Source organism: Marinobacter changyiensis, assembly GCF_009193265.1.
GTDB classification, from domain to species: domain Bacteria; phylum Pseudomonadota; class Gammaproteobacteria; order Pseudomonadales; family Oleiphilaceae; genus Marinobacter; species Marinobacter changyiensis.
Map to the genome: position 1 here is coordinate 893,374 of NZ_VZZZ01000001.1, position 23,885 is coordinate 917,258.

The 23,885-nt window shown below is 56.9% G+C and carries 19 protein-coding genes; 17 read left to right on the forward strand and 2 right to left on the reverse strand.

Going from position 1 to position 23,885, the window contains the following annotated elements:
• Positions 1-101: 101 nt before the first annotated feature.
• Together F6Y09_RS04310 and gabT are read left to right on the forward strand one after the other, a co-directional pair.
• Positions 102-1,553: an NAD-dependent succinate-semialdehyde dehydrogenase gene (locus F6Y09_RS04310; RefSeq protein ID WP_152205658.1), complete on the forward strand. Its 1,452-nt coding sequence runs from the start codon at positions 102-104 to the stop codon at positions 1,551-1,553.
• Between the two features lie 17 nt (positions 1,554-1,570).
• Positions 1,571-2,842 (forward strand): 4-aminobutyrate--2-oxoglutarate transaminase, encoded by a 1,272-nt coding sequence (gabT, locus tag F6Y09_RS04315; protein ID WP_152205659.1) that lies wholly within the window; start codon positions 1,571-1,573, stop codon positions 2,840-2,842.
• Between the two features lie 41 nt (positions 2,843-2,883).
• Here gabT and F6Y09_RS04320 read toward each other — a convergent pair whose 3' ends face one another.
• Positions 2,884-4,302, reverse strand: coding sequence for a sigma-54 interaction domain-containing protein (locus F6Y09_RS04320; RefSeq protein ID WP_152205660.1), 1,419 nt, complete (start codon positions 4,300-4,302; stop codon positions 2,884-2,886).
• Positions 4,303-4,521: 219 nt separating this feature from the next.
• On the opposite strand from F6Y09_RS04320, the gene speB reads away from it, so the two are divergent.
• The 12 genes from speB (at position 4,522) to F6Y09_RS04380 (ending at position 19,183) form a co-directional block, all read left to right on the forward strand.
• A complete protein-coding gene (gene speB, locus F6Y09_RS04325; RefSeq protein WP_152205661.1) occupies positions 4,522-5,472 on the forward strand; it encodes an agmatinase in 951 nt (316 codons plus the stop codon).
• A 50-nt stretch (positions 5,473-5,522) separates the two neighbouring features.
• Positions 5,523-6,908, forward strand: coding sequence for a YjiH family protein (locus F6Y09_RS04330; protein WP_152205662.1), 1,386 nt, complete (start codon positions 5,523-5,525; stop codon positions 6,906-6,908).
• A gap of 11 nt (positions 6,909-6,919) precedes the next feature.
• Positions 6,920-8,554, forward strand: a complete 1,635-nt coding sequence (locus F6Y09_RS04335; RefSeq protein WP_152205663.1) for a 5-guanidino-2-oxopentanoate decarboxylase — start codon at positions 6,920-6,922, stop codon at positions 8,552-8,554.
• Positions 8,544-9,854, forward strand: a complete 1,311-nt coding sequence (locus F6Y09_RS04340; RefSeq protein ID WP_152205664.1) for a purine-cytosine permease family protein — start codon at positions 8,544-8,546, stop codon at positions 9,852-9,854. The genes F6Y09_RS04335 and F6Y09_RS04340 overlap by 11 nt, the downstream gene beginning before the upstream one ends.
• The gene (locus F6Y09_RS04345; protein WP_152205665.1) at positions 9,851-10,588 is read left to right on the forward strand and encodes an MBL fold metallo-hydrolase; all 738 of its coding nucleotides are present in this window, start codon (positions 9,851-9,853) and stop codon (positions 10,586-10,588) included. The genes F6Y09_RS04340 and F6Y09_RS04345 overlap by 4 nt, the downstream gene beginning before the upstream one ends.
• 13 nt (positions 10,589-10,601) lie before the next feature.
• On the forward strand, positions 10,602-12,080 hold the full coding sequence (locus F6Y09_RS04350) for an aldehyde dehydrogenase family protein (RefSeq protein ID WP_246180295.1): 1,479 nt from the start codon (positions 10,602-10,604) through the stop codon (positions 12,078-12,080).
• A 484-nt stretch (positions 12,081-12,564) separates the two neighbouring features.
• Positions 12,565-12,942, forward strand: coding sequence for a DUF4398 domain-containing protein (locus F6Y09_RS04355; RefSeq protein WP_152205667.1), 378 nt, complete (start codon positions 12,565-12,567; stop codon positions 12,940-12,942).
• A gap of 22 nt (positions 12,943-12,964) precedes the next feature.
• Complete coding sequence (locus F6Y09_RS04360; RefSeq protein ID WP_152205668.1) at positions 12,965-13,774, forward strand: OmpA family protein; 810 nt, start codon at positions 12,965-12,967, stop codon at positions 13,772-13,774.
• 157 nt (positions 13,775-13,931) lie between these two features.
• Positions 13,932-16,439 carry an acyl-CoA dehydrogenase gene (locus F6Y09_RS04365; protein WP_152205669.1) on the forward strand — a complete coding sequence of 836 codons (2,508 nt, stop codon included), beginning with the start codon at positions 13,932-13,934 and terminating at the stop codon, positions 16,437-16,439.
• 208 nt (positions 16,440-16,647) lie between these two features.
• Positions 16,648-17,418, forward strand: a complete 771-nt coding sequence (locus F6Y09_RS04370; protein WP_152205670.1) for an ABC transporter ATP-binding protein — start codon at positions 16,648-16,650, stop codon at positions 17,416-17,418.
• A complete protein-coding gene (locus F6Y09_RS04375) occupies positions 17,415-18,410 on the forward strand; it encodes an ABC transporter substrate-binding protein (RefSeq protein WP_218944089.1) in 996 nt (331 codons plus the stop codon). The genes F6Y09_RS04370 and F6Y09_RS04375 overlap by 4 nt, the downstream gene beginning before the upstream one ends.
• Before the next feature lie 2 nt (positions 18,411-18,412).
• Positions 18,413-19,183 carry an ABC transporter permease gene (locus F6Y09_RS04380; RefSeq protein ID WP_152205671.1) on the forward strand — a complete coding sequence of 257 codons (771 nt, stop codon included), beginning with the start codon at positions 18,413-18,415 and terminating at the stop codon, positions 19,181-19,183.
• Between the two features lie 3 nt (positions 19,184-19,186).
• Here F6Y09_RS04380 and F6Y09_RS04385 read toward each other — a convergent pair whose 3' ends face one another.
• Entirely contained in the window at positions 19,187-20,134 is a 948-nt protein-coding gene (locus F6Y09_RS04385) for a LysR family transcriptional regulator (protein ID WP_152205672.1), read from the reverse strand.
• 346 nt (positions 20,135-20,480) lie between these two features.
• On the opposite strand from F6Y09_RS04385, the gene F6Y09_RS04390 reads away from it, so the two are divergent.
• From F6Y09_RS04390 to F6Y09_RS04400, 3 genes are all read left to right on the forward strand, one after another.
• On the forward strand, positions 20,481-21,362 hold the full coding sequence (locus F6Y09_RS04390; RefSeq protein WP_152205673.1) for a DMT family transporter: 882 nt from the start codon (positions 20,481-20,483) through the stop codon (positions 21,360-21,362).
• Between the two features lie 764 nt (positions 21,363-22,126).
• The gene (locus F6Y09_RS04395) at positions 22,127-22,882 is read left to right on the forward strand and encodes a GntR family transcriptional regulator (RefSeq protein ID WP_179959330.1); all 756 of its coding nucleotides are present in this window, start codon (positions 22,127-22,129) and stop codon (positions 22,880-22,882) included.
• A 16-nt stretch (positions 22,883-22,898) separates the two neighbouring features.
• Entirely contained in the window at positions 22,899-23,858 is a 960-nt protein-coding gene (locus F6Y09_RS04400) for a TRAP transporter substrate-binding protein (protein ID WP_179959331.1), read from the forward strand.
• Positions 23,859-23,885 lie beyond the last annotated feature (27 nt).

The window sequence follows — 23,885 nt, forward strand, 5'->3', positions numbered from 1 at the left end:
CAATATGCAAAAGTGGTCTGGTCTAACTTAAAAGTGGTGCATGCATTGGCGTGTCTTTCACTGTTACGTTGCCAGCCCATCACGCAACTCAGGAGAGCAGTATGAGCTTTATCGAACAGTGGCTGCACGATGCCGTTCCCTGCCTGATTGGCAACGAGTGGCGCACCGGTGAGCACACCTTCCCCGTGGATAACCCTGCCAGTGGCAAAGTATTGGCGCGGGTGGCCGATATGGGGGCCGATGATGCCCGAGACGCGGTGGCCGCAGCCTACAATGCCGGTGGTGCCTGGCGCGCCACCCCGGTGAAACAGCGTTCAGCTGTGTTGCGCCGCTGGTTTGAGTTGATTACCCAACATGCCGATGAGCTTGCTCGTCTGATGACGTTAGAGCAAGGCAAACCGCTGGCCGAGGCGCGGGGTGAAGTCACCTACGGCGCATCCTTTATCGAGTTTTTTGCCGAAGAAGCCAAGCGCATGGCCGGGGAAACGCTGCCCAGCCATGGCGCGGATAAACGTTTATTGGTCCTGCGTGAGCCGGTCGGCGTGGTCGCGGCCATTACGCCGTGGAACTTCCCGCTGGCGATGATTACCCGCAAATGTGGGCCTGCCCTCGCCGCGGGTTGCACGGTGGTCATCAAGCCTGCCGAAGCTACGCCGCTAACGGCCCTGGCCGCCGCCTATTTAGCGCTCGAAGCCGGTTTGCCCGCGGGCACGATCAACGTGATTACGGCATCTTCGCCTGCGGCAGTGGGCGAGGTGCTGACCACCGACCCACGGGTGCGCAAAGTCTCGTTTACCGGCTCGACCCCAGTAGGCAAACGCCTGCTCGCCCAGTGTGCCAGCACGGTAAAAAAAGCCGCCATGGAGCTTGGCGGCAATGCACCGTTTATCGTGTTCGACGATGCCGATGTGGAGGCCGCCGTGGAAGGCGCGATTGTCTCCAAGTTCCGCAATGCGGGACAGACTTGCGTATGTACTAATCGCTTCCTGGTGCAGGACGGTATCTATGATGCCTTTGTCACTAAGCTCACCGAACGTGTGAAAGCGCTGAAAGTGGGCGATGGCCTGACTGAGGGAAGCACCATTGGCCCGCTAATCAACCAAGCCGCGGTAGATAAAGTGCAGCGCCATGTGGATGACGCCGTTAACCAGGGCGCGCGCTTACTTTGCGGTGGGGAACCTCATGGGGCGGGCGAGCGGTTCTTTACCCCCACGGTGCTGGCGGATGTCACAACCCGCATGGTGGTGGCCGCTGAAGAGACCTTTGGCCCTGTGGCGCCGGTGTTTCGCTTTCAGCGTGATGACGAGGCCATTGAAATGGCCAACGCTACGCCGTTCGGCCTGGCCGCCTACTTTTACACCACGGACTACCGCCGCATTTGGCGAACCATGGAAAAGCTGGAGTACGGCATGGTAGGCGTCAATGAGGGGCTGATTTCCACCGAGCTTGCGCCGTTTGGCGGCGTGAAGGAGTCAGGTCTGGGCCGCGAAGGCTCCCACCACGGGTTGGATGAATTCACCGAGTTGAAGTACGTCTGCATCGGCGGTCTTTAAATAAAAGGTAACGAGAAATGACAAACCAGGAATTGAACGAACTGAAAAACCGCTTTGTGGCCAACGGTGCCGCGACGCCGACCACGCAGTTTGCTGAGTACGCCGAAAATGCCGAGCTGTGGGATGCCGATGGCAACCGTTGGATTGACTTTGCGGGCGGCATTGGCGTGCTTAACTTAGGGCATCGCCATCCGAAGATCGTCGCTGCCGTGGAAGCTCAGCTCAAGAAAGTGATGCACACCAGCGCAGCGGTCATCTCCTACGCGCCCTACGTGCAGCTGTGCCAAAAACTCTGTGAATTGACCCCGGTACGTGGGCCCGAGCGCAAGGCGATGCTGGTGAATACCGGCGCCGAAGCGCTGGAAAACGCCGTGAAGATTGCCCGCGCAGCGACGGGACGAACCGGCATTATCACTTTCGATGGCGCCTTTCACGGCCGCACCATGATGACGCTGGCCATGACCGGTAAAGTACTGCCCTACAAGAACGACTTCGGCCCCATGCCGGGTGACGTGTTCCGTGCGCCATTCCCCAACCCGCTGCACGGTATCAGCGAAGAGGCGTCGCTTAATGCCATTCGCACGCTGTTCAAGACCGACATTGCCCCACACCGCACCGCCGCCATTGTGATTGAGCCGGTTCAGGGCGAAGGCGGTTTTTACATTGCCTCACCAGGCTACCTGAAAGCGCTGCGTGTGCTGTGTGACGAGCACGGCATCTTACTGATTGCCGACGAAGTACAGTCGGGCTTTGCACGTACAGGCAAGCTGTTTGCCCTTGAGCATAGCGGCATCGAGGCGGATCTTCTAACCACCGCCAAGAGCCTGGCCAACGGCATGCCGCTGTCTGCGGTGGTAGGGACGGCCAAGCTGATGGACGCCTCTGGTCCCAACTCCCTGGGTGGCACCTACAGCGGCAACCCGCTTTCTTGCGCGGCGGCGCTGGCGGTGATTGAAGTCATCGAGGAAGAAAATATCCTGGCGCGCAGCGAACAGATGGGCAGGATGCTGGCCGAGCGTTTCACGGTTTGGGAAGACCGCTTCCCCGCTGTGGCTCACGGCCGCCAGCTAGGCGCCATGGCCGCCTTTGAACTGCTCGATAGCGAAGGTCAGCCCGACACCGGCCTTACCCAGAAGCTCTGCGCCAGCGCGCGTGAGAAAGGCTTGATCCTGCTCTCCTGCGGCTTCTACGGCAACAGCATTCGGATTCTGGTACCGCTGACGGTCTCATCCGCCGTGCTGGAAGAGGGCTTGAGCATTATCGAGGCGTCCCTGGAAGCCCTCAGTTAATTCTCGACTGCAACTGTTGGTTGTTATGACAAACTGAAAATTTATTTGACGACTTTGATGCCGTAGCGCTGCAGCCTACGGACCACGCTGGATTGGCTGATGCCGAGTCGCTCGGCGATGGCATAGGTGCTCGGCAGCGTTCTGCTGAGTTGCTCCAGGGTTTCACGCTCCAGCCGAGCGAGATACTGCTTGAGTGTTTCGTGGGTTTCTAATGGGGCGGTCCCGGGTAAGGTGGAGGCGCTCGGGAAGCTTGCCGGTTGCTGCTCCGCTTGCGAATGGAATGCAGGCACTTCAATTTGATCAGTGGGGCTTGAAAGCCAGGCCCTTTCTAACCAGTTTTCAAGTTCGCGTACGTTGCCCGGCCACTCACTGCCCATCAACGTCGACCAAACGCGGGTGTCGAGAATTTTTTGACGCCCATAGCGCTGATTAAGTCGTTTCAGGCAGGCTTCGACAAGATCCGGAATATCTTCGCGGCGGTCGCGTAGCGGCGGCAAGGTGATAGGAATAACGTTGAGGCGATAGTAAAGATCCAGGCGAAAGAGGCCAGCCTCTACCTGTTTGCCCAGATTTTGATTGGTCGCCACCACCAAACGAAAATCGACTCGACGTGGGCGCGTATCGCCCAAACGGGTCAAACTGCCATCCTGAATGACTTTGAGCAGTTTAGTCTGCATAAGCAGTGGCAGCTCGCCGATCTCATCGAGGAATAGCGTGCCGCCTTCGGCTTGTTCTAATAGCCCTGCTTTGCCATGCCTCGCCGCGCCACTGAAGGCGCCTGGCTGATAGCCGAACATCTCGGACTCGAACAGGTTGTCGGGAATCGTTGCGCAATTGACTTCAATAAATGGGCCATCACAACGCTGACTCCAGCGGTGAAGCTGTTTGGCAAAGGCAGTCTTGCCAACACCGGATTCACCGAGCATCAGCACATTGGCATCCGAGGGCGCGACCCGCTTAAGCAGTAGCGCAATTTCACGCATGACGTGACTTCTCACCTTCAGGTTGTCGAGTGCGTCGTCCAGCGCCTGTTCTTCCGCATCGGGGGCTGCCTGGCTGCGCTTCAAATGTTCGCTGAAGCGTTTCTGCAACAGGGCGTATTCGTCTTGTAGTAGCTGCAGGTCGGTTAAATCCCGCGAGCGGCTGATAACGCGCTCCAGCTTACCATTCACGAACACAGGGTAAGCCTCGGCGATGACGCGGCGGCCAGTCCCGGTCACCTGCATAAGTTGAGCGGGCCTTCGTGTGCGTATCACTTCCATGCTAATAGACGGCTTGAGCACGCCCGTGGCTTGCAACTGTTGAACGCTGCTGGAAAGCAGCTCTTCCCGGGATACCCCGTAGACCGCTTCGGCCCCGGGGCTAATATCCAATACCCGCCCATCGCCACTGACAATAAAGAAGTGATCGTTGGCTGTCTCCACAATCGTCTGCAGTACGCATCTGTCGATTTCAGTCATGGCAACATGCTCTTTAAGTGATTCAATTATGCATCGCCGATGCATAATTGAATTGATGGGCTGCTCATTTGATGCATTTTTGCATCAAATACTGGGTAAATCTACCTATTGGCGGTAGTGGCGACCTGGCATGGCCTGTGCACTGAAGAATTTCAGGAAATGTGTAAGAGCGCTTGCAGAGCGACTTAATAATTTCAAACCAAGGCCAAGGAGATGTATATGTCAGAATTCAATCAGCCGCTGGGCGGTAACAGCATGCCGCGCTTTGCTGGCCCCGCCACCATGATGCGGCTGCCAACCCAAGAGAATGCCGCCCGGTTAGATGCCGCTTTTATTGGCATCCCCATGGATATTGGCACCTCTAATCGACCTGGTACCCGTCTTGGGCCGCGCCAGATCCGTGATGAGTCGCGCATGCTACGCCCCTATAACATGGCGACCCGCGCAGCGCCCTTTGAAAGCCTGCAAGTAGCCGACATCGGTGACGTGCCGATCAATACCTTCAATCTGCTGAAAAGTGTCGACATCATCACCGCGTTTTACGATGACGTACTCCAACACAACTGCATTCCGCTCACCCTCGGTGGCGAACACACCGTGACACTGCCGATTCTGCGGGCGATGGCTAAAAAGCATGGCCCGGTAGGGTTGATTCATATCGACGCCCACGCCGATGTGAACGAGCATATGTTCGGTGAACGAATTGCTCATGGCACGCCTTTCCGCCGCGCACAGGAAGAAGGCTTATTGGCCCAGGGGAAGGTGGTACAAATTGGCCTGCGCGGCACCGGCTACGCTCCTGAGGATTTCGATTGGTGTCGCGAGCAGGGTTTTCGCGTGGTAACCGCAGAGGAATGCTGGTACCGCTCGCTGGCACCACTCATGCAACAAGTACGCGAGCAGATGGGCGACATCCCGGTATACATCAGCTTCGATATTGATGGCTTGGACCCCTCGGTTGCTCCCGGTACTGGCACAGTGGAAATGGGGGGACTGACTTCCACACAAGGATTGGAAATTGTTCGTGGTGCTGCAGGCCTGAACATCGTGGGGGGCGATCTGGTGGAAGTATCACCACCCTATGACCCCAGCGGCAACACCGCGCTTATGGGCGCCACGCTGCTTTATGAAATGCTTTGTGTACTGCCGGGCGTGAAACGCGGTGATTAAGATTACCGGCCAGGCCGATAGCACAACAATAATTCAATCTGAGGTGCTTTATGACATCCTCCCTCGATACATCTGACAACATAGCGCTCGAGGGCGCCCCCCTATCCCAGCACGGACTGATCAAGTTCCTCTTGCCATCAATAATCGGCGTATTGCTGTTCCTGGTGCCCTTCTCGATGGGGGGTACCATTAACATCGGCATGGGATTCGCCGCCGATGGGCTCAAGGCGCTGCTGGGGGATACCCTGCCGGCTATCGCTACGGTAGTACTATGCCTGTCCATAGTACTGACCCTGGTGGTCAAGTTCACCCATCCAGGCTGGGCGCAGGAAAGCATGCTCAAGGACCTGTTCGACGTGGCGCCGTTGTGGGTCGCAATGCGGGCCCTTGGCGCGCTCTTCGCCTTGATGACCTACTTTCAGGTCGGCCCCGAGTTCGTTACCGCCGCCTTCACTGGTGGCGTGATGCTCAACGACCTGGCACCGGTTCTGCTCACGTTCTTCTTTTTTGCCGCCATCCTGCTGCCGTTTTTGGTCGACTTCGGGTTCATGGAGTTCATCGGTAGCCTGCTACGCATCCCCTTCCGGTGGATCTTCGGGCTGCCGGGCCGCAGTGCCATCGATGCCACGGCCTCCTGGATGGGGTCGGGTACCGTGGGGGTGCTGATCACCACCCAGCAGTACGAGAAGGGCTTCTACAACTGCCGTGAGGCGGCGGCCATCGCCACCAACTTCTCCATCGTCTCCATTGCTTTCGCGATTCTGGTCACTACTTTTATCGGCATCAACCACCTCTTTGTGCCCTTCTACCTGACGGTGGTGGTCGCCGGTTTGGCAGCTGCGGTGATCGTGCCACGGTTGCCACCGCTATCGCTCAAACCGAACACCTACTACGAGCCGGTGGGCTGCCGCCTGCAAGAGGAGCGCACCGGCAACCAGAGCCTGCTGCGCTACAGTCTGGAAATGGCCGTGGCCCGCGCGGAGACGGCCCCCGGTCCGCGGAAACTGTTGCGCATCGCCCTGTTCAACGTTGCCGATATCTTCTTCGGCCTGCTGCCGCTGGTCATCGCCATCGGCACCGTGGCGCTGATCCTGGCCGAGTTCACGCCGCTGTTCACCTGGTTGTCGATGCCCATGGTGCCGGTACTGGAGTGGATGGGCCTGCCGGAAGCCAAAGCTGCGGCCCCCGCCATGCTGGTGGGCTTCGCCGACATGTTCCTGCCAGCGGTACTGGGCAGCAACATCGAGAGCGAGCTGACGCGTTTCGTAATTGCCTGCCTGTCGCTGACCCAGCTGGTCTACATGTCGGAAATCGGCGCTCTTCTGCTGAAGTCCAAGATCCCGCTGAAGCTGTGGGAGCTGCTGGCGATCTTCCTGATCCGCACCGCCATCACCCTGCCGATCATCGTAGTCATGGCCCACTGGCTGGTGGGATGAGGGACCTCCAAATGACCTGTGCAGAACTGCTCATTCGTCTGCTGCGGGACACCTACGGGGTGGATACCGTCTTCGGCATCCCCGGGGTGCACACCGTGGAGCTCTATCGTGGCCTGGAAGGGGGCGAGGCCGCTGGCATCCGCCACGTCAGCCCCCGCCACGAGCAGGGCGCCGGTTTCATGGCCGACGGCTATGCACGCGCCACCGGGCGCCCCGGGGTATGCTTTATCATCACCGGGCCCGGGATGACCAATATCGCCACGGCAATGGGTCAGGCACTCGCCGATTCCATTCCTATGCTGGTGATCTCGAGCGTCAACCGCCGCGATACCCTGGGGCTGGGTCAGGGACGCCTGCATGAACTGCCCAGTCAGCAACAGCTGATCGCCGGGGTCTCGTGCTTCAGCCACACGCTGCTTGATCCCTGCCAACTGCCCGAAGTGCTGGCCCGGGCCTTCACGGTGTTTCGTAACGAGCGACCCGGGCCCGTGCATATTGAGATACCCATCGACCTGTTCGATGCACCGGTTGCGATACCGAGCCAATGGCAACCGCCGATGCTGTATCGCCCGGCGCCGGACCCTCGAGGTCTCGCCGAGGCAGTCGACTGGCTCACGGCCGCCGAGCGCCCCCTGGTGCTGCTCGGCGGTGGCTGCGTAGGTGCCCCCGACGCGGCACGCCAGCTGGTCGAGCGCCTCGACGCGCCGACGGTGACCACGATCAATGCCAAGGGGCTGCTGGGCCGCCACCACCCACTCGACCTGGGCGCCAACGCCGCCCTGCCGGCGCTACGCGAGCTGGCGGCGAATGCCGACGTGATCCTGGCGGTGGGCACCGAACTCGGCGAGACGGATTACGACGTGGTGTTCGACGACGGCTTCGCCCTGACCGGCCGGTTGATCCGTATCGACCTGGATGCCCAGCAGCTCGTGCGCAACCAGCCACTGGCGCTTGGCCTGGTGGGCGACGCCGGCCGCAGCCTCGAGCTGCTGGTAGAGCGTCTGCCGCACCCGATGCACAAGGGCGGCCGGGGGCGCACCGCGCTGGCCCTTGCCACGCTGGACCTGGTCAACGATCCGGCCTTCATGCCCTTTGTTCCCCTCTATGCAGTCCTTGAGACAGCACTGCCGGAGGCTATCCTGGTCGGCGACTCGACGGCCCCGGTGTATGCCGGTAACCATTTGGTCTCGCAGCCAGCACCACGTCGCTACTTCAACGCTTCTACGGGCTACGGCACCCTGGGCTACGGCCTGCCGGCCGCCCTCGGCGCCCAGCTCGGCCAGCCGGCACTGCCGGTGGTCGCTCTGGTCGGCGACGGCGGCGTAATGTTCACCCTGTCGGAGCTTGCCACCGCCGTGGAAGAGCGCTTGCCGGTGGTCATTGTGCTGTGGCACAACGCAGGCTATGAAGAGATACGCCGCTTCATGGACGCCCACGGTGTCGAGCGCCTCGGCGTGGATCTCAAGGCCCCCGACTTCCTGACGCTCGCCCGCGGCTTTGGCTGCCCGGGTGCACGGGTGGAAAGCCCTGCAGAGCTTGCCAAGGCATTAGCCGACCGCGTATCAACCGAGCCGTTATTGATCGAAATCAACGCCGCGGCCTGGCAAAAAAATCTTATACAACCAGGGTATAACAATGAAAGCTAATCGTGTTTTAGGTCAGGATACGCTGTCAGCAGAAGACGTCGACCGCAGCCTTGGGCTGCCCGGAACGTTCGCCCTGTGGATAGGCGCTAATGTGGTCGTCACAACCATTCTAACCGGCATGTTTTTGGTGCCCGATTTGTCTTTTCAGCACGCTATGTTGTTGATCTTAGTAGGCTCAGCTGTGGGGATCATTCCACTGGTTTTGATCGGTGTCATGGGTCAGCAAACGGGTATGACCACGATGGTGCTAGCGCGAGGCACCTTCGGTAGAAAAGGCGCTAATTTTCCCGCCTGTATTAATTTGTTTGCATTGGTTGCCTGGAGTTGGATTCAAGCTTTATTAGCGGGGATGAGCCTTGATTATGCAGTTGAAAGCCTGACCGGTTACTCAAATGTAGCGTTATTCACCGTGGTATGTGAATCGGTGGTCGTACTCATCGCCCTGCGTGGTCACTTAGGCATTGAAAAAGTTGAGAAAATTGCTGCGTTACTGATGTTGGGGTTGTCGGCAGTGGTGCTTTTCGGGCTGAATCGCCACTACGATTTGCCCAGTATTACCGAATTGGAACCCGAAGGTGTTTTAGGCGGCGGTGTGGTTTTTGACATCGTCGTGGCGACCGCTTTTTCCTGGATACCTCTGGCCGCGGATTACAATCGCCACTGCCGCTCCCTAAAAGCCGCCATTGTCGGTACATGGGGTGGTTACGTGGTGGCGACGCTAGTCGCAATGGGGTTAGGTGCCACGGTCTCAGCTTTATCGATCACGGTCGGCATGGAGCCTACCTATGACCCAACAGCCTTGCTCAGTGGTTTCGGTTTTGGCCTGCCTGCCGCATTGGTTATCTTCTTTTCGGTATTGACCACTAACGTTATGTGCGTGTACAGCGCGACGCTTTCGTTTATGAGCGTAAAACCCACAGTACCATTCTGGAAACCAGCGCTGCTCATTGGGGTGGTATCAGTTATCGGCGCGCTAATCCCGGGTATCCTTGACCAGTTCCAAACCTTTTTATTGATTATTGGCAGCGTATTCATCCCTGCTTTCTCATTAATGATAGTGGATTACTATCTTTTGGATCGCAGCCGCTATACATCAGCGCAGCTAATGCGTAATGCCAGTTTGTTACCAGCGTTCAATTGGGTTGCAATAGGCAGCTATGCGATCGGCGCGCTTTTAGCCTATTACTGGAATTGGGTTGCACCACTGGAGTTTGGTGCGTCGCTACCTGTCTTCGTCATAACTGGCGCGCTTTATTTTGTGGTCAATAAAGTTGTCGTAGCGAAGCGAGTACCTGCATGAGTCTCAAACACATAGATCACGATAATAAGTGGTATCGTGTTGCTGCCAAAGCCGATGGCATCACGCTAATTGACGAGCCCTGGATTAAGCCCTTTTATCGCTGCAATATTTGGCATGTACAAGGCAGTAAGCGTGGCATGGTGGTTGATTTTGGCCTGGGCGCAGTTCCACTGCGACAGCAGGTGGCACTGTTGAGCGAACGCGACTTGCTGGCCGTCGCCAGCCATACGCACTTTGACCATATCGGAGCTGCCCACGAATTCAACTGCTGCCACGTGCATGTGGCCGAGGCTGACATTCTTACCTCACCTGACAACACGCGTACCCTGGCAGGCCAGTTTCTTAGCGACGACATGTTCGATGCCCTACCGCCGAAACCATACTCCCACGACCGCTATCGCATTACGGCACCTCAACTGGTGTGCCCCCTGGCAGACGGCGAAATACTGGATTTAGGTAATCGGCGGTGGGAGGTGATTCATACGCCAGGTCATTCCCCCGGTGGGATTGCCCTTTGGGAAGCGTCTACGCAAACGCTGATTTCAGGCGATCTCATTTATGATGGTCCCTTAATTGAAGACACCTGGCACAGCGACCTGGCCGATTATGCCAGCAGTATGCGTCGGCTACGGGAACTCCCGATACGCACTGTGCACGGTGGCCATTTTCCTAGCTTCAGCGGTCAGCATTTGAAGCAACTTATCGATGACTGGTTTCGCCAACACGACCTTTAAAGGAGCCACAATAGTGTCTATTTCCTCCAACGCGGAGCCATCTTCGTTGCTCGATAAACAGTTTATCAACAACAAGTGGGTTGCGTCGTCAGGCACACGCATGCTCGACGTCATGAATCCTTACCGCGAAGAGCGTATTGCCCAAGTCACCGCGGGGGATTCGCAGGATGTGCAGGCTGCCGTGCAAGCAGCGCAACAGGCGCAGCCAGGCTGGCAAGCGCTCGGTGGTGCTGGGCGAGCAGCCTATCTGGATGGGTTTGCCGACGGCCTGGAAGCCCGCCGGGACACATTGATAACGCTTTCTGCCATCAACAACGGTAAGCCATTAGCAGAGGCCGGTATCGATCTGGACGATGCGATTGCCTGCTACCGTTACTACGCCCAGCAGGCCAGGACATTGGATGCTCGCCAGGGTGGGCACGTTAGTGTGGCAATGGAAGGCGTGGATGCTCGCTGCTATCACGACCCGGTCGGTGTCGTGGGGCTGATTACACCGTGGAATTTCCCGCTTGTCACCAGCGCGTGGAAGTTGGCACCCGCCCTGGCGGCCGGCTGTACAGCGGTGCTAAAACCTTCGGAGGTCACGCCACTGCCCGAGCAAGTATTGGCAGAGCTTGCTCTTGAAATCGATCTGCCCGCGGGAGTGTTAAACCTGCTGAATGGAGATGGAGACGGTATTGGCGCGCCGCTTACCAACCACCCCGGTGTGGATAAAATCTCCTTTACGGGCAGTAACCGGGTAGGTGAAACAGTGATGCGGTCAGCGGCTGCCCGCACCGCCAGCGTATCACTTGAGCTAGGGGGGAAATCGCCAATTTTAGTGATGGAAGACGCCGACCCCGCCCAAGCCGCCGACTGGGTAATGGCGGGCATCTACTTCAATGCCGGGCAAATTTGCTCAGCGACTTCACGCTTGCTGGTGCATGAAAGCGTGGCGGAGGCGCTCTACGCCGCGCTAGCAGAGCGCATGGATGCCTTAACCCTGGGCGATCCATTAGCAGCAGACACCGACCTGGGGCCGCTGACCAGCGCCAAACAGCGGGAAGTGGTGCAGCATTATTTGGCACTGGCAGAACAGGAGGGGCTAACGGTGGTGCGCGGCGCGCAACATCGCACCTTGCCCGCCCGGGGCTATTTCCTGGCTCCGACGCTATACCGTGATGTACCGGTGGAGAGTCGCTTGTGGCAAGAGGAGATTTTCGGCCCCGTGCTGTGCTCGCGCAGCGTGACAAGCGAAGAAGAAGCGATAGGACTAGCGAACGATAGTGCCTATGGCCTGGCGGCAACGGTCATTAGTGGCGACCCCAAACGGGCACGGCGCATTGGCCGCCAGCTCAAGGCCGGTAGCATCTGGTACAACAGCGAGCAACTTGTGCTGCCCGAAACCGGCTGGGGCGGCTTCAAGCGTAGCGGTATTGGCCGCGAACTTGGCCCTTGGGGGTTGGGTGCTTACCTGGAGGTGAAGCATGTGGTCGGGCCTTTAGATCGTTGATGCCACGCACATTCAAGTGGCTCCAGTGCCCGCCATCGCCTGGCAGCGCCAGTTGCTGGCGCTTGACGGGTAATGGAGCGTGTCATTGAAAACCCCCGAGAATCTCATCGTAGTTTAGTACGCTCCCGTTCAAGCCCCGATCAGACCCACCACCGGATCTCAACTTATCATTGGATTAACACAACCGCAGATCAAGGCTGCGGATATTACAGGTCGCGAGTATCGGAAATTTCTTGACGCGGCCGAGCCCGGATTAGGCTCTTCGCCAGTGCGACGCCCCAAACTCCCCAAGGTGACGAACCCTTCATAGTGAATGAATATTATTAATTAACATATTCAATGTCTTAACTTATTTTATTTAATATTCACGACTCGTTTACGTCCAGTCTTTCACGCTACCTGTCCGCTTTTTCACAATGTGGGGTAATCCAACTGCTATAGTCCTGAGTAACATTTGGTTAAATATACAAAAAGGAGTCCATGCATGAAGCCGCATCAATATTTGGGACGAGTTGCAGTTATTGTCGGGTTGGCGGTAACCATCGCCGCGTGCGCAGGACCGGGGCCGAGACCGGATGGCAAGCTTGCAACTGCTGAGGCGTCCATTCAGCGGGCCGAAGCAACGGATGCCCGAGAGTTTAATCCGATCCTCCTGAACGACGCACAGAGCAAAGTTGAAGACGCTCGCGAACTGATTGAGAAGGAAAGGTATAAAGAGGCAGAATTGCTGCTTGAACAGGCTGAAGTTGATGCTCGACTCGCCGGTGCCCGGTCGGAAACGGACAAGGCCAGAGACGCCGTCATGCAGCTGAACCAGAACATCGAAACTCTTCGCCAGCAAATGCAGGCTGAGCAACAGTAAGGCCCGATAGAAGGAGATGAATATGATTAATAGAAAGCTGTCTTTAGGAATCGCGGTCGGGCTGTCTGCTTTGATGGTCGGTTGTGCTGGTTCGCCCCCGGAAAATCAGATGGTTACCGAGGCCGAATTCGCTTACAGCAAGATTGAGAACGATCCCAACGTAGCACGGAGTGGTCCTTCCGAGCTGCGCAGCGCCCGCAACGAGCTGGATCGCGCCCAGGCTTTACTGGCCGAAAATGCGAGCGAAGAAGAAATTGAACACGTGGCCTATCTTGCCAAACGCCACGCTGAAATAGCTTACGAAATGGGTGAGCGCGCCCGTCTGCAGCAAGAAATCGATTCCGCAGAAGAGCGTCGCGAACAGCTCGTGCTGGAAATGCGTACCAGCGAAGCCCAATCAGCCCAGGCGGAAGCTCGGCGGTTGCGTGAGCAACTGCTCGCAATGGAAGCAAAAGAGACTGACCGCGGCATGGTTCTGACCTTGGGAGACGTACTCTTTGACCTGAACCAGGCAGATCTCAAACCGTCAGCTCAGCGCACTATCCAAGAGCTGACAGAATTCATGAATGAATACCCTGGTCGGCGGGTGCGTGTCGAGGGTTATACCGACAGCACAGGTGCGGAGGACTATAACCAGGGCCTGTCCGAACGTCGTGCCATGTCAGTCAAAGCTGCTCTTACCGAAAACGGTGTCAGTAGCAGCCGCATTGACGTTGTAGGGTATGGCGAGGCCTATCCCAAGGCCAGCAACGACACCAGTAGCGGCCGCCAGCAAAATCGTCGGGTAGAAATCGTCATCTCCGACGAGGAAGGCAATATTCAATCCCGGTAAGCCAATCTGGCAGTGTGATCATTCACGAGGAGTGGCTTGAGTAAAAAAAGGGGTCGGAATCTTCCGGCCCTTTTTTTGTATTGGGTTCATCGAACTTGCATCTGTTTCTGGTTTGCTCGATCGTAATTTCGGGCTCAACGGAAAAGGAGGTCATTCAATGAGTGTTCTGTTCCTGCTGGTCAGCGCTCTGGTTCTTCTCTATTTGGGCGTAGGCGGCCTGATTGCCGCAGCCGTTCTTACCCTTGCCACCCTGATTGGTGCATTTATCGACGGCTGGCACATTGCGGGCATTCTGTTCGGTGGCCTTGCCCTGATTGCCACCTTACTGCTGGTCATTCCGAACCCGTTGCGGCAGAAGCTGTTGAGTCGACCACTGTTGGGCTGGGTGCGGGGCAAGTTACCCAAATTGTCTGATACCGAGTCCGAAGCGCTGCAATCCGGCAGTGTCGACTGGGACGGCGAACTGTTCTCAGGAACACCCAACTGGGATCGCTTGCTGGATGCAAGGCACGGGCATCTGACCATGGAAGAACAGGCATTCATCGATGGTCCGGTGGAAACCCTGTGTGGCATGCTGGACGATTGGCATATTACCCACGAGTTATTTGATTTGCCCTCGGACGTTTGGACCTTTATCCGCGAGCAAGGCTTCTTTGGCCTTGTTATTCCAAAGGCAAACGGGGGCAAAGGGTTTTCTGCGACCGCACACTCTGAAATTGTGATGAAGATTTCAACCCGCAGTGTTTCTTCAGCAGTAACTGTTATGGTGCCCAATTCGCTCGGCCCGGGCGAATTACTGATGCTTTACGGTACCAATGCTCAAAAAGACTATTACTTGCCACGCCTGAGCAGAGGCGAAGAAATCCCCTGCTTTGCCCTGACCTCCCCGGTAGCCGGCTCCGACGCTGGCGCAATTCCCGATAAAGGCATTGTCTGTAAGGGCGAATGGAACGGTAAGGAAGTGCTGGGCCTGAAAGTCACCTGGAACAAGCGCTACATTACCCTGGCGCCGGTCGCTACGCTGATTGGCCTTGCCATCAAGGTGTATGACCCGGACAAGTTGCTGGGAGAATCTTATGAAATCGGCGTGACCTGCGTGATGATCCCTCGGGATCTTGAAGGTGTTAATGTCGGCGCCCGCCACCTTCCGATGAACACAGTGTTCATGAACGGACCGACCTCGGGTGAGGAGGTGTTTATCCCCATGGAACAGGTTATTGGCGGCCAGGAATGTCTCGGCAAGGGTTGGAAGATGCTGCTCGAATGCCTGTCCATTGGCCGGTCTATCTCACTACCCGCGCTTGGCACAGGTGCTGGCAAAGTCGCCAGTCTGGCAACCGGCTCCTATGCTCTGACCAGAGAACAGTTCGGCCGTTCCATAAGTCAGTTTGAAGGGGTGCAGGAAGCCCTGGAACCCATCGCCGGTTACACCTACATGATGGATGCCGCAAGGCTGTTCACCGCCGGCATGCTTGACCGGGGCGTACGCCCGTCCGTGCCCTCGGCGGTACTGAAATACCGCAATACCGACCTGATGCGTATTGTGATCAACCATGCTATGGACGTGGTGGCCGGCCGTGGTGTGATTACCGGCCCCCGCAACTTCCTGGCCCGGGCCTATCAGGCGGTGCCCATTGGCATCACCGTTGAGGGCGCCAATATTCTTACCCGCAGCCTGATGATCTTCGGCCAGGGTGCTATTCGCTGTCATCCGTTTATTGTTGAGGAAATTGAAGCGGCAGGCATGGAGGACGAAAAAGCAGCGGTGCAGAAGTTCGACAGTATTTTCTACCGCCATATTGCCCATACCACCCGCAATGCAATGCGGTCCTTCGTGCTCGCACTGACTGGGGGTTTCCTGGAACCGGTGCCGCGTCAGGGTAATATCCAGTCCAGCTATCGTCAGCTTGCGCGGTTCTCGGCAGCATTCTCGCTGATGACCGACGTCACCCTGCTTACGGTCGGCGGTGGCCTTAAAGCCCGTCAGCGCCTGTCCGGCCGCATGGCGGACTGCCTGGTGCATCTGTATTACGCCACCGCAGTCATCAAACAATGGCACGAGGAAGGTTACCCGGATGACCAGCGCCCCCTGGTGGAGTGGTGCCTGCAAACCTGCCTGAGGGACCTCAAAACCTCAATGCGTGAAGTGATCATCAACTTCCCGCTGCCGCTGCTGCGTTGGCCGTTGCGGATACTGGTGTTCCCGCTGGGCGCTACCGGCCTTAACGGACCGGACGACATACTGGGTGCGGAGGTTGCAGCCAGCATCGTCAAGGACACTCCCCTGCGTAAGCGCATCAGCCGCGGCAGTTACGTCAACACTGATTCGGCCGACCCGCTGGGCCGCGTGCTGAATGCCTACCGGTTGGCCAATGAAACCCGTGAATTGCGGGAGCGCCTGTATGAAGCCCTGCGCAATCGTGATGACGACAAATTGGGTGGCATCGACCTGCTGATGGGCCACCAGCGCAAGGAACTGGTGGACTGGGCCTGTGAGCAGGGCGTCGTGAAAGGTGAAGAGTGCGACAAGCTGCTGGAGGCACTGGAAGCCCTCTACGATGTTATCCGCGTCGATGCTTTTGAAGCCGACGGCCTGAAAGCCCTGGCCCACTGCGCCAAGGGCAAGCGCAAAGTGGTAGAATGCGCACCGAAAGAAGAAGAGTGATTCGATTTACCTCGGCTGCACCCGTTGATCGGGTGCGGCCGAATGCCTGCCGTCCTCCAATCTTCCTACCTTATCGTCTCAGCCTTTCACTGTGATTAGCACATTCTATGAAATCAGCTTCAGAAAGCGCTTTTTCTTATAACCTTTTAGTTATAAAATGCATGATAGATATTTCATTTTAGAATATATAGATATTCCGGCAGGCTATATGAAACTTCAGTTCAATCAGGTCACCAAATCGTTTGGTGACCTGAATGTGATCAAGCAATTTGACACCACCATCGGGGACGGTGAAATCGTTGCCCTGGTGGGTCCGTCAGGTTGCGGAAAATCGACGTTGTTACACATGCTTGCCGGGCTTCAACAGCCCACAACCGGCATCCTGACAGCGGATGGTGATTCGGTGGCCAAACCGTCCCCGGAACGCACTCTGGTATTCCAGGAGCATGCCCTGTATCCGTGGATGACCCTGCTGGACAACGTAGCCCTGGCACTGGAATTCCAGGACAAGCCCCGCAAGACATCCCTGGCAGACGCCGGTAAATGGCTGGCGCGAGTTCAACTGGCGGGTTTTGAAGACTATTACCCCCATCAAGTGTCCGGGGGCATGCGTCAGCGTTGCGCTTTGGCCCGGGCTTTTATCGCCCGCCCCAAGGTGTTGTTGCTGGATGAACCTTTCGGCGCCCTGGATGCGCTGACCCGGATGACTCTGCAAAGTGTCCTGAAAGACCTGATTGAGGAAGAGCGGCCTACCGTCGTTCTGGTTACCCACGATGTGGACGAAGCCCTCTACCTGGCGGACCGGGTGATGGTGTTCAGCCAACGCCCGGCAACCGTACTGAAGGAAGTCGAACTGGGACACATTCCCAAGACCCACGACCTGACTGTTTTTGCCGATGTCCGCCGGGAAGTTCTGAACCTGTTGGGCATTGATACTGATGAACACGAACCTAAAGATTCCCAAGGAGAAATGGCATGAACCGCTCTTTAATGGCTCCCCTGTTTGCCTTCCTGCTGGGCCTGGCTGTCATCAGCCCGGCAACAGCAGCGGAGGAATTCCGTGTCGGCTATGTCCGTGTTATGGACGATGCCCAGGCCATGCTGGCCTATGAAGCGGGGCTCTATGAGAAGTATGGTCTGGACGCAGAACTGATCGAATTCACCTCGGGCACCGACCTGATCAAGGGCATCGTTGGTGGCCAGCTGGATATCGGCGTTCTGGGTTTCTCAAACGCCTTTACCTGGGCTTCCAAGGGTGCAGACCTGAAGATTGTGGGCGGCGCACAGCGGGGCTATCACTCACTGCTGGTGCGCGACGACTCCGGCATTGAATCGGTAGAAGACCTCCGGGGCAAAAGCCTGGCTTCCCAGAAACAGGGCAGCACAGCCGATATCGTACTCAAGGGCGTGATGCTTGCTAGTGCCGGCCTTGCTCCTTCAGACCTGAATATCATGGGTGTTGCTCCTTCGGTGGCCGTACAGTCGCTGGTTGGTGGCCGCGTGGATGCCGCCTTCCTGTTCGAGCCTTATGACCGCATTGCGCAGCTGGTGGCTCCGGTCAAGCAGATCTACGAGATTGGTGAAGTCTGGCCCTTTCCCTGCATGGTAGTGATCACCTCCGGTGAAACCCTGAAAAACCGCAAGGATGTACTCTGGGCGGCACTGGATGCCCAGCGCGAGGCCATCGAAATGCTTGAGAGCGAACCCGAAAAGGCTGCGCCTTTAATCACTGGGTACTTTATCCGGGAGCCCGTCGTTAAATCCCGTAACCAGGGCGACGTACCCAGTGAGCAGGTGATTACCGAGGCCATCAAGACCAACGACTTCAGTGCCAAACTGACCGAAGACGATATCAACCGCATGAAGGAGCTGGCGGCCATCATGCAGGAACAGGATATTCTTCAGGTGGAAGGCGAGTTTGATGTCGATGCCTTGCTGGATCTATCCTGGCAGCAGGCGCGCGAGCTGTAAGCATGAGCAATACTCAGTCAACCGGCGTTGCCAGCAAACGGGCCTATGTGGCCGCTATCGCCATTATCCTGTTTTTCTGGCAGGTGGCGGCCTGGTTCCTGCCGGACTTTCTGATGCCGGATGTACCGGTGGCCTTGCAACGGCTGTGGGAAGAGCTTAACAGCGGCGACTTCTACGAGGGGTTGGGGAACAGCATGAGCCGCCTTGGCATTGGGTACGGTGCTGCCCTGTTCTTTGGCATTATTCTGGGCCTGGTGGGTGGCACCCTGGATCTGGTTCGAAGCACCCTGAAAGCGGCTATCATCATCCTGCAATCGATACCGTCCATTGCGTGGGTACCGCTGTTCCTGATCCTGATGGGCTTTGGCAACTTGCCAATCATTGTCGTAGTAGCCATCGGTGCGTTTTTCCCGACCGCCCTGAGCGTGATGAACGCCACGGAGAGCGTCGAAAAAGTGCATATCTCCGCTGCCAGGGTGATGGGTGCCTCCAAGATGCAGATGCTCAAGCGCGTCTACTTCCCTGCCGTTACCCCGGAACTGATTACCGGTGCCCAGCTCGCCTTCGGCAACGCCTGGCGCGCCCTTATCTCGGCTGAGATGATCGTTGGCTTCAGCGCCGGTCTCGGCAAATCTCTGGCTTATTCCGGCGAGATTGCAGACATGACCGGGGTGATGACCAATATCCTGGTGATTGCGATTCTGGCCGCGGTTATTGACCAGGTTATCCTGGAGCGCATCAAACACCGGTTGCTGCGTTACCAGTACCTCTGACTGTCACTCAGCCCTGAGGCCACCCCGAATCGCCTCATCAACCAGCCACCGGCGCAGAATCTGAATACCCCGCTCGCGTCGGCGGCTGGTTTTCCAGGCGAAGTAGAACTTGTCACCGGTCATCACCGAGTGACAGGGCAACCGCACAAAATCCCCTGAATCCTTCCGTGTACTGAGCATGTAATCGTTGGTCAGGGCAATACCCTGGTGGTAACGTGCCGCCTCCAGCGCCAGCAGCATGTGACTGAAATGCTGGATCCGGGCCGCACCGGGAATATTCTGATCCACTCCGCGATACCAGGCTTCCCAGTCACCGGCCGCTTTATCGAACATGTTGTGAGTGGACAACAAGGGAAACCGGGCCACCTCTTCTGGCGACAGCTCCGGCACATCCCGCCCTTCAACCTCGGAATCCCGCCCCAGTTCCCGACGGATACGCTGCCAGTAATCCTGACTACATACCGGAAACAGTCGCTCGGTGTACAACAACTCATAACTGAAGGCCGCCGATACAGGCTTGATGGTGATAAAACAGTCCGCCACCCGGTCCGACAACACCGGGTTCTCACTGCTCATCTCCAGCGACAGCTCCAGTTGCGGGTACTCCCGCTGCAAATCTGGCAGCCGGGGCACCAGCCAGCGCACCGCAAACGAACTGAACACCGACAGCCGCAACCGCGACTCTTCATGCCCCAGTAACTGCTCGCTCACCCGTTCAATCTGCAACAACGCCGACCCCACCCCATCCAGGTATTGTCGCCCCTCATCGGTCAACGCCAGCGTCCGGCCACTGCGCCAGAACAGCTTCTCGCCCAGGTAGGTTTCCAACTGCTTGATCTGATGACTGACCGCACTCTGACTCACAGCCAGTTCTTCCGCTGCCCGCGAAAAACTGTTCAGGCGGGCAACAGCCTCGAAGACGGGCAGGGATTTCAGGGGTGGAAGTTTCATTATCTAATTTTCTAATGCCAAGTGTTTAAAGATCATTTTATCGGATAGTAATACATCCGTAGACTCACCACCACAAGTGTCAGTCCAATTAGAGATTGAGATTCGATCTCATGAAACGTGGTATTGCTCCAGGCCAGAGCCACCAAGGCTTGGGCGGCTATTTTTGTTGAATCAGAATAAGCCCCTCACAATTTTATCGTGAGATTCCGCCTGTTTTTATCCCGTTTTAGCTTTGGTCAGTCTTCCGTTGTGAGCCGGATTTTTCTGACAGTGACAGTACTAAATTACATTCACCCAAGCGCGATACGGCTTGACCCTTCGACGCTGAAACTCCCAGGGAGGCACCATGTCAGGAAAAACCGTCAACAGCGCCATTCTATTGCTGGTGATTGGCAACGCCATGGCCATCATCTCGGACGTCTTCATCAAATTGTTGGAACCCGGCGCCCCGATCTTCCAATTTGCCTTCCTGCGCTGCGTCATCACCCTGCTGCTGTTGCTGCCCCTGGCCGGACAGCTCAACCGCAAGCACCTGTTCTCCGGCTTAAAGGTGCACGCCGTGCGGGCTCATATACACCTGGCGGGCATCCTCTGCATGATCGTCGCCCTGGCAAACCTGCCACTGGCCACCGCCAACGCCATCTTTTACGCCGCACCTATCCTGGTCATGGTGCTATCCACCATTGTATTCCGGGAAAAACTCACCCCACTGAGCGTCGTCGCCGTGTTCAGCGGCTTCGCCGGCATCGTCGTTATCCTGCGGCCGGTAGAGTTCAACTGGGCCGCCATCGCAGCTCTGGCAGCTGCCCTTACTCTGGCCATCAACGCCGTCATGGTACGCAAGCTGCCCAAAGAACAGACCACGGTGCATAAACTGCTGCTGAACTACCTGCTGATCATCCCCGCCGCCGGTGCCCTGGCCATCTGGGAAGGCGCTGCCTGGGACAGCAGCATACTGATCAGCGCCGTCGGCTCAGCCGTGTTTCTGCTGGGCTACAACATCACCGTATTGCTGGCCTATAAGCAGGTGGACGCCAACCAGGTCACAAGCGCCGAATACACCGGTCTGATCTGGGCGGTTGGGATTGGCTGGATCTGGTTCTCGGAAGTGCCGGACCTGTGGTTCGCCGTGGGCAGTGCCATGATCGTGGTACCGCTGATTCTGGTTGGGTTGCGTTCGCGTCAGCGGAGCCCCCGGGTGCTCCGGGCTTACCCCGTGAGCGGTTGAGGCCCTGGGCCAATGGCGATGCGGAGGGACTGACCACCAAGGAGGTCGCTGCACCGTTAGTCGTCTAGGGATTTGCCCAGAGCCACCCAATATCACTGCGACGTCCTGCTACGCCTCAGCTCCTGGCTGACCGTACTGCTTTAGCACACCACCAAGATGACAATTTGTCGTTGCCTCTTCCCCACTAACGACGAAACGTTAAATACTAATCGCGCGGATAAGTTCTGGAACCTGTTGAACATAAAAATTAGATTATGCGCAGTGGACTGAACTTTCTTTCGCAAGGCGGTTTGCATTATTTGACTACTAAATCGCCGTGCAGTTTTTTATTTCCTCGCCAATATCTGCTACCAGATTAACAACATGGACACTTACCTATGCGCCATCAACGAGTGTGTAATGCGAAAACATACTGGCAGATGTTCGGTTCAGGAATTCGTTCTGGTAGGCATTATGGGCGAGAAAGTTTCGCCAACTTTGAAAGTCTTCGAATTCCAATTGGCTGATTATGATTTCGTTAGAGTGGTCTTTTTAAATCTTTAGATCAGGTAGCTGTTGATGAGTTTGAGGTATGGGATCAATACGCTTGATCCACAGCCAGCTCATCGATCCTTCCAACATCCTGATCTATCGTGCGGCACCCCTGGCCCTAAAAAAAGGTTGACCTGTTAAGAATCCAAGAGTACATGTATACAAGTATTCTTGAATATTTATAGGTGACGACAGAGATGGCGAATAAGAATTTGCAAGGTAAGGAAAGCATAATGCGGTCGAGCACCAAGGTAGCTCAAGCTGCGAGGCCGAAAGCATCCGCCGACGGCGAGTCTTTGCCGGATATGCCAGAGCTGAACGATGTCTCCGCCTATGTCCCGCTTCGGGTTGCGGTGTTGCAGCGCCTGAAGGCCGCCATCGTCAACGGTACTCTGGCACCGGGACTGCTGCTCAGCGAAAACGCCATTGCGGCCAAGTTCTCGGTCAGTCGCACGCCGGTGCGTGAGGCCATTCGCGCGCTGGAGCAGGAGGGTCTGGTCTCGGTTCTGCCCGGGCGCAAGGTGATTGTTTCGATGCCAACGCTCGAAGACATTCGTGAAATTTACGATGTTCGCCTGATCCTCGAGGCGGAAGCCATGCGCCGCATCGTCTCTCACCATCCCGACCTGATACCCAAGCTGCGCGCTGCGGTGGAATGCCAGCGCGAGGCCCTCCGTGAGGATGACCGCGCCCACCTGCGACGCATCAATGCCGAATTTCACAAGCTGATCACCTCCGGCCTCAAGAACAGCCGGCTGGATCAGTCCCTTGAAGCCGTGCACGACTCCATTTCCCGCTTCCGCCTTTATTCACTGGAGGACGAAAGCTGGGCTGAGAAGGGTGTGGCGGAACACGATCAACTGATCTCCTTTCTTGAGAAAGGGGATGTTGAAGGTGCGATCAGTCTTTTGGAACAACACCTTAAGACTGCCCAGCAAATACTGGAAGACCGCTTTTGGAGAAGACGAGATGATGAAAAACAAATCTAATAATCGACTCTTAGGATTGACAACTACCGTCGCGTTACTGCTCGCGAGTGGCCCGTTGATGGCCGAGGAAATCGAATTGAAGCTGGCGCACGTCCAGCCCCAATCCCACGTCTTTCACAAGGGTGCTGAGAAATTCAGTGAGACTCTGAAAGACCTTTCCGGCGGCGAAATGACTGTCAGCATCTATTCAGACGGTGTCATGGGTGGCGAGCGCAGCTTGCTGGAATCCCTACAGATCGGCTCCGTCGACCTAGTTACCGTCACATCGGCGTTAACTAGCACCTTCAGCGACGACTATGCCATGTTCTCGCTGCCGTTCCTGTTCGCATCCTATGAAGACGTCTTCCGCATCCTCGATGACGAGTCGATCACCAAGGACCTGGGCCAGGATCTGATCGGCAAGGGCATCCGGCCCATTGCCTACTGGATCGGTGGTGCCCGCAGTTACTACGGTACCGATCCGGTTAATGAGCTGGGTGATTTCAGCGGCATGAAGATCCGCACCATGGCAGATCCCTATTACGTGAAGACTTGGGAGGCGCTGGGCGCACTGCCTACGCCATTGCCGTTCGGTGAGGTCTACACCGCCATGCAGACCAAAATGGTCGATGGCGCGGAAGGCGCAGTGAATACCTATGTCTCGAAGAAGTTCTACGAGGTGTCCCCCAACGTTGCCCTGATCAACTACGTCTATTCCGTGCAGCCCCTGCACATCGCAGAGAGCACTTGGCAGAAGCTCAATGACGAGCAGCGGGGCTGGGTTCTCGAGGCTGCGCAGGCGTCTGCCGATTACGAACGCAAGATGTTGATGGAAGTAGACGACGCTCTGCGGGAGACCCTGGACGAGCATAACGTCAAAGTAACCGAGCCGGCCATCGAACCGATGCGGAAGGCCGTCGAGCCGGTTTATGCGGATTTCCGTGAAGAGTACGGCGACGAAGTCTACACACTGGTGGAAAAGATCCTCGCGCAATAAGCGCGAGGGGTAACGTCCTGGGGGAGT

Bases quoted from the DNA above. Each gene is read 5' to 3' on its own strand.
- F6Y09_RS04375 (WP_218944089.1), top strand. From the start codon at position 17,415: ATGAACCGCTCTTTAATGGCTCCCCTGTTTGCCTTCCTGCTGGGCCTG.
- F6Y09_RS04310 (WP_152205658.1), top strand. From the start codon at position 102: ATGAGCTTTATCGAACAGTGGCTGCACGATGCCGTTCCCTGCCTGATT.
- F6Y09_RS04330 (WP_152205662.1), top strand. From the start codon at position 5,523: ATGACATCCTCCCTCGATACATCTGACAACATAGCGCTCGAGGGCGCC.
- F6Y09_RS04345 (WP_152205665.1), top strand. From the start codon at position 9,851: ATGAGTCTCAAACACATAGATCACGATAATAAGTGGTATCGTGTTGCT.
- speB (WP_152205661.1), top strand. From the start codon at position 4,522: ATGTCAGAATTCAATCAGCCGCTGGGCGGTAACAGCATGCCGCGCTTT.
- F6Y09_RS04340 (WP_152205664.1), top strand. From the start codon at position 8,544: ATGAAAGCTAATCGTGTTTTAGGTCAGGATACGCTGTCAGCAGAAGAC.
- F6Y09_RS04385 (WP_152205672.1), bottom strand. From the start codon at position 20,134: ATGAAACTTCCACCCCTGAAATCCCTGCCCGTCTTCGAGGCTGTTGCC.
- F6Y09_RS04365 (WP_152205669.1), top strand. From the start codon at position 13,932: ATGAGTGTTCTGTTCCTGCTGGTCAGCGCTCTGGTTCTTCTCTATTTG.
- F6Y09_RS04390 (WP_152205673.1), top strand. From the start codon at position 20,481: ATGTCAGGAAAAACCGTCAACAGCGCCATTCTATTGCTGGTGATTGGC.
- F6Y09_RS04335 (WP_152205663.1), top strand. From the start codon at position 6,920: ATGACCTGTGCAGAACTGCTCATTCGTCTGCTGCGGGACACCTACGGG.
- F6Y09_RS04355 (WP_152205667.1), top strand. From the start codon at position 12,565: ATGAAGCCGCATCAATATTTGGGACGAGTTGCAGTTATTGTCGGGTTG.
- F6Y09_RS04370 (WP_152205670.1), top strand. From the start codon at position 16,648: ATGAAACTTCAGTTCAATCAGGTCACCAAATCGTTTGGTGACCTGAAT.
- F6Y09_RS04380 (WP_152205671.1), top strand. From the start codon at position 18,413: ATGAGCAATACTCAGTCAACCGGCGTTGCCAGCAAACGGGCCTATGTG.
- F6Y09_RS04395 (WP_179959330.1), top strand. From the start codon at position 22,127: ATGCGGTCGAGCACCAAGGTAGCTCAAGCTGCGAGGCCGAAAGCATCC.
- gabT (WP_152205659.1), top strand. From the start codon at position 1,571: ATGACAAACCAGGAATTGAACGAACTGAAAAACCGCTTTGTGGCCAAC.
- F6Y09_RS04320 (WP_152205660.1), bottom strand. From the start codon at position 4,302: ATGACTGAAATCGACAGATGCGTACTGCAGACGATTGTGGAGACAGCC.
- F6Y09_RS04360 (WP_152205668.1), top strand. From the start codon at position 12,965: ATGATTAATAGAAAGCTGTCTTTAGGAATCGCGGTCGGGCTGTCTGCT.